The sequence below is a fragment of the Corynebacterium sp. HMSC077D03 genome, from assembly GCF_001808545.1.
GTDB lineage: Bacteria > Actinomycetota > Actinomycetes > Mycobacteriales > Mycobacteriaceae > Corynebacterium > Corynebacterium simulans.
The window spans coordinates 1-4,719 of sequence record NZ_KV793675.1 but is presented as its reverse complement, the minus strand read 5'-3'; the positions used below and the strand labels follow the sequence as shown (position 1 = coordinate 4,719).

The 4,719-nt window shown below is 58.1% G+C and carries 6 protein-coding genes; 3 read left to right on the top strand and 3 right to left on the bottom strand.

Annotated elements, in window-relative coordinates; translation table 11 throughout:
* The 3 genes from HMPREF2888_RS12960 to HMPREF2888_RS03450 all read left to right on the top strand — a co-directional run.
* On the top strand, positions 1-226 hold a 226-nt coding region (locus HMPREF2888_RS12960; protein WP_210386801.1), incomplete at its 5' end, for a hypothetical protein.
* 189 nt (positions 227-415) lie between these two features.
* Complete coding sequence (locus tag HMPREF2888_RS03455) at positions 416-1,153, top strand: ABC transporter ATP-binding protein (protein WP_061926034.1); 738 nt, start codon at positions 416-418, stop codon at positions 1,151-1,153.
* Complete coding sequence (locus HMPREF2888_RS03450) at positions 1,153-3,696, top strand: ABC transporter permease (RefSeq protein ID WP_070518257.1); 2,544 nt, start codon at positions 1,153-1,155, stop codon at positions 3,694-3,696. Before HMPREF2888_RS03455 ends, HMPREF2888_RS03450 begins: the two co-directional genes overlap by 1 nt.
* Here HMPREF2888_RS03450 and HMPREF2888_RS03445 read toward each other — a convergent pair.
* Genes HMPREF2888_RS03445 through HMPREF2888_RS12835 form a run of 3 tightly spaced genes read right to left on the bottom strand, consistent with a single transcriptional unit; the run spans position 3,693 to position 4,535 of the window.
* The gene (locus HMPREF2888_RS03445) at positions 3,693-4,061 is read right to left on the bottom strand and encodes a fluoride efflux transporter FluC (RefSeq protein ID WP_082785838.1); all 369 of its coding nucleotides are present in this window, start codon (positions 4,059-4,061) and stop codon (positions 3,693-3,695) included. The two genes, HMPREF2888_RS03450 and HMPREF2888_RS03445, sit on opposite strands and share 4 nt — an antisense overlap.
* The gene (locus HMPREF2888_RS03440) at positions 4,058-4,366 is read right to left on the bottom strand and encodes a fluoride efflux transporter family protein (RefSeq protein ID WP_061926026.1); all 309 of its coding nucleotides are present in this window, start codon (positions 4,364-4,366) and stop codon (positions 4,058-4,060) included. The genes HMPREF2888_RS03445 and HMPREF2888_RS03440 overlap by 4 nt, the downstream gene beginning before the upstream one ends.
* A gap of 10 nt (positions 4,367-4,376) precedes the next feature.
* A complete protein-coding gene (locus HMPREF2888_RS12835; protein WP_168163250.1) occupies positions 4,377-4,535 on the bottom strand; it encodes a hypothetical protein in 159 nt (52 codons plus the stop codon).
* Between the last annotated feature and the right edge of the window lie 184 nt (positions 4,536-4,719).

The window sequence follows — 4,719 nt, the reverse complement described above, 5'->3', positions numbered from 1 at the left end:
AATAAACACACAACTCAATACACAAAAAAGAAGGGAAGGGAAGCAACCAAACATGCTGGTTGCTTCCCTTCCTTCTTTTTCGTTTTCCACCATTGAACCACCACCACCCGGCCACGACTATCGGCACGACATTCCCACGCCTATCGTTGGTCAACCTGCATTCGAACCATCCAACAGGCCCACAACGCCCGGTTTCGGCGGCTTCGATGGGTCGAACGCAGGTTAATTCAGCAACGAAACTATCAACCGGCATTTCCGGTCTATGCACGGCGGGGGAGTGGAGTAGTTCAACGTGGCGTTGATGAACCTTGGAGAAGTTTCGGAATCTTCTTAGCAGTTATACGCCGGTCGGGTGTGGCAGCTAGGCTGGGATGGATAGCTTTAAAACCATCATTACCGTGAGGAGATTCCCACCATGTGTCCACCGGAGAGGGCAGCGGCGCGCGCCGTCGAACTTTTTAAGCAATACGGGCAAGGCGATACCGCTGTTACCGCATTGGACCATGTCAACGTGGTCTTCGAGCGCAATAAATTTACTGCCATCATGGGCCCGTCAGGTTCAGGAAAGTCTACGCTGATGCACACCATGGCCGGTCTTGATTCAGCTACTAGTGGTTCAGCCTTTATCGGCGACACGGATATGTCGCAGCTAAACGACAAGTCCATCACCGCACTGCGCCGTGACCGCCTAGGGTTCATCTTCCAGTCTTTTAACTTGGTACCTACCCTAACTGCGGCGGAGAACATTACCCTGCCAATGAATATCGCTGGCAAGGAAGTAGATAAGTCCTGGTTCGATGAGGTGACAACCCGTCTGGGATTGGCACAGCGCCTGAGCCACCGTCCCGCAGAGCTTTCCGGCGGTCAGCAGCAGCGCGTGGCGTGTGCGCGTGCGCTTGTATCCCGCCCAGAGATCATCTTCGGCGATGAGCCCACCGGCAACCTTGATTCCAATTCTTCCGCGGAGGTTTTGGATATTCTGCGCACCGCAGTGGATCAAGATGACCAGACCGTCGTCATTGTCACCCACGATGCCAAGGCAGCCTCTTACGCGGACCGCGTGGTCTTCCTGGCCGACGGCAAGCTGGTCAACGAGCTGCAGAATCCAACCATGGAATCCATCCACAAGGTCATGGCGGAGATCGAAAGCTAATGGCTAGAAATACCACCATGCGCAAGGTCTCCTTGCGCAATATCGTTGCCCATAAGCTCCGCCTTGCGCTGACGCTGCTCGCGGTCATCCTTGGCACCGCCTTCATCGCGGGCTCTTTCATGTTCACCAATTCCCTGTCGAATACTTTCGATGCGGCGGTTTCCAATGCTTTTACTGGTGTTGACGCTGCCGTCAGCAAGAAGGATTCGGGCCCGGACTTGGATGAAAAGATGCGCCAGGACCTAGCTAACGACGACATGGTCGGCAAGGTCAACATCGAAAGCGCGCAAAACGTGGTCGTCGCCAATGACAAGGCCGAAGCATTCCAGACCACCGGCGGTGGGGCGAGCGTTAGGCCCTACTACAACGCTGAAGAGTCGGTAGGTGAGCCCGGCGAGATTATCCAGGGCGAGGCGCCACACGGTACTGGCGAGGTCACCATCAACGATGCCGCAGCAGAAAAGTACGGCGTCACCGTTGGCCAAAAGCTGCTCGTTGTCCATCCCGACAAGCGTGACGAGGTCACCGTCGCTGGCATCGAGAAGCCAGCCGTGGACGCAGGTCCAAGTATTACCCTGCAGATGGATAACAAGGCCTTCGTTGAACGCTACGGAAACTCGCAGCAGCTGAAGCTCTCTGCCGCTGAGGGGGTAAGCCCAGAGCAGCTCGTCGAGCATCTCAACGCCACCTACGACGTCGAGGCGGAGTCCGGCGAAAATCTTGCAGAGGAAATGTCGGATGCTATTTCTTCGGCGCTGAAGTTCGTCAATTACTTCCTCATTGCCTTTGGCCTCATCGCGCTGTTGGTCGGCACCTTCATTATTGCGAACACCTTCTCCATGATCGTCGCACAGCGCATCAAGGAGTTTGCGCTGTTGCGTGCGTTGGGCGCATCGCGCCGACAAATTACCCGCTCGGTCGTCGTTGAGTCCTTCATCGTGGGCCTTTTGGGCTCTGCGGTGGGCGTCGTCGCCGGCATGGGCCTGGTGGCGATCATTAAGGCCGTGCTTGCATCCCGCGGCATGCCTGCAGATAGCGGCCTCGGATTGAGCCCGCTTGCGGTCATCGTGCCCATCATTCTGGGCACCGTGGTTACGGTGGTTTCCGCATGGGCACCTGCCCGCCGCGCGGGTGCAGTCGAGCCGGTTGAGGCCATGCGCACCACAGAGTCCGCTGCGGCAAGCTCGCTGAAGGTACGCACGATCGTCGGCGGTTTGCTCATGGGCTCGGGCATAATCTTCGTCATCGCCGGCGTGCTTGTCGACGCCGCGACTGGCATCCGCGCCGGACTCGTCGGCCTGGGCGCGCTCAACTTGATCGTAGGCTTCAGCCTCGCAGGCCCCGCACTTTCACTACCCATCGTTCCTACCTTGGGCCGAGTCATCGGAGCGCCTTTCGGGGCCATCGGCAAGCTGGCGTCTACCAACTCCAAGCGCAACCCGCGCCGTACCGCAGCAACCGCCTTCGCGCTTACCCTTGGCGTTGCCCTCGTGACTGCCATCGGCATGCTGGGCGCCACTATGAAGTCCTCCGTTGCGGAGACGATGGAGAAGGACATCAGCGCCGATTACCTGCTCTCCGGGCCTTCCCAGGGCAGTTTCCCCACTCCGGTAGAGACAGGCGAGCGCGCCGCCAAGGCCGAGGGCGCTGGCGAAGTCATCACTGTCGGCACCGCGCCGGTGAAGGTCGAAGACCAAGCCTCGTTGAACTATGGCCCCGAACACACCATGTCGGAGACGGTTGATTCCAACCCACAAAACATCTTCATGCTGAACATGGTCGAAGGCGATAGCGACATCGCCGAGGGCGGTTTCATCGCCGATGCCACCACCGCAGGCGAGCAAGGCTGGAAGGTCGGCGAGAGCTACGAGCTTTCTGGCATGGTTCCGGGCAAGACTACAAAGGTCGAGCTGAAGGGCATTTATGAGGACTTCCAGATGCTGCCCAAGCTGGCGGTTTCCCAAAAGGACGTCGAGAAGCTGCTGCCTGGCGACGCCCTGACCGTAGCGATGGTTGGCGTCAACGCAGCGGAGGGCGTCGACTTGGAGCAACTGCGCACCAACCTGGAGGAATCCGTCAAGGACCTCGTGGTGGTGCAGGTGGCTTCCGGTGAAGAATACGCTGGCGAGGCCGCAAGCATGATTAACCAGATGCTGACCATTCTCTACGCGCTGTTGGCGCTTGCGGTCATCATCGCGGTGCTCGGCATCGTCAATACGCTGACCCTGGGCGTTATCGAACGCCGTCAGGAAATTGGCATGCTGCGCGCCGTTGGTACCCAGCGCCGTCAGATCCGCACGATGATCACCCTGGAGTCCGTCCAGATTGCAGTATTCGGCGCAGTGGTGGGCATGATTCTGGGCCTGGGCCTGGGCTGGACCTTTATCAAGGTACTGTCCGAAGAGGGGCTTGGTAGCGCCGTTATTCCGTGGGGCATGCTGGCCATCTTGCTGGTGGGCTCTGCCGTGGTTGGCGTGCTGGCCGCTCTATGGCCAGCACATGGTGCGTCCAAGACTCCGCCTTTGGATGCAATCGCGGACTAGAAGTTCTGATAGATAATCGGAGCCCACATCGCCCCGCGCCAGGCTAGGACGATGCCCAGCGCGAGGGTGAAGAAGAGGTACTGGATACACTTCCAGTACCTCTTTTCTTTAAGCATTTCTCCGAGCTCCTTGGCTAGGGTCGACCAGGTGGAGAGCCCGCCGGCGAAGCCGACGATGGCTAGGGGATAGAGGACATCGCTAAGCGCGCCGCCTACTTGCTCAACAAAGCCGTAGGCCAAACCGATCGCGAGTGCGCCACACATATTTGCGGCGAAGGTGCTAACCGGAGCGGGTAGTACCTTGGTGAAACCGTAGCGGGCCATGCCGCCGAGGAAGGCGCCGGAGAGGATGTAGAGAACAATCACTTGGCGCCTACCTTGTCACCCAGGAGATAGGCCATAACGCAACCAACCACCGTTGCGAGCACGTAGCAGCCAGCCTGCGCGGCAGTAACGGAGGAGGTTAGGAAAGCGAACGTGGCGAAGCTAGTAAAGCCGCCGAGTACGCCCGTGCCCCAGAAGGGCCCCGGCTTGAAATAACCCATCAGGGCGCTGCCCAAAACGTTGATTAAAAGCAGCGGAATCATTCCTCCGCCCAACAGGGATGACAAAAAATAGCGGGCCACGGCGCCTAACGCGGCGCCGGACCCGACTACTAGTGCTTGAGGCATGGCCTACATATTACTTCCACTCCATCTGCTGGGAACGGACGAACGCCTCAACTTCCTCAACTGGCTTGTTGAGCTTGGGATCAAACTTCAAATAGGCCTTGGTCTCGCGGGCGATGAGAACGAATGGACCCCAAATCACCCCGGCGATGCTGTTGAGAATATTTGTCACTGGTTCCATGCTGAAAAGCTACTACGTGACAGAAAAGGTGATTTGTAGATCTGGTTCACATTTTCCCCCTTGTGGGGGTTAAAAGTCCTGCGAAACTCCACGTGGCTTGGCAAGCTAAAGCCACGCCTAAAACGGACTTTTGTACCTCCCCATCCACCCCCCTAAAGGAGCAATCCATGGCACA

Coding starts and splice junctions, on each gene's coding strand:
- HMPREF2888_RS03455 (WP_061926034.1), top strand. CDS start 416: ATGTGTCCACCGGAGAGGGCAGCGGCGCGCGCCGTCGAACTTTTTAAG.
- HMPREF2888_RS03440 (WP_061926026.1), bottom strand. CDS start 4,366: ATGCCTCAAGCACTAGTAGTCGGGTCCGGCGCCGCGTTAGGCGCCGTG.
- HMPREF2888_RS03450 (WP_070518257.1), top strand. CDS start 1,153: ATGGCTAGAAATACCACCATGCGCAAGGTCTCCTTGCGCAATATCGTT.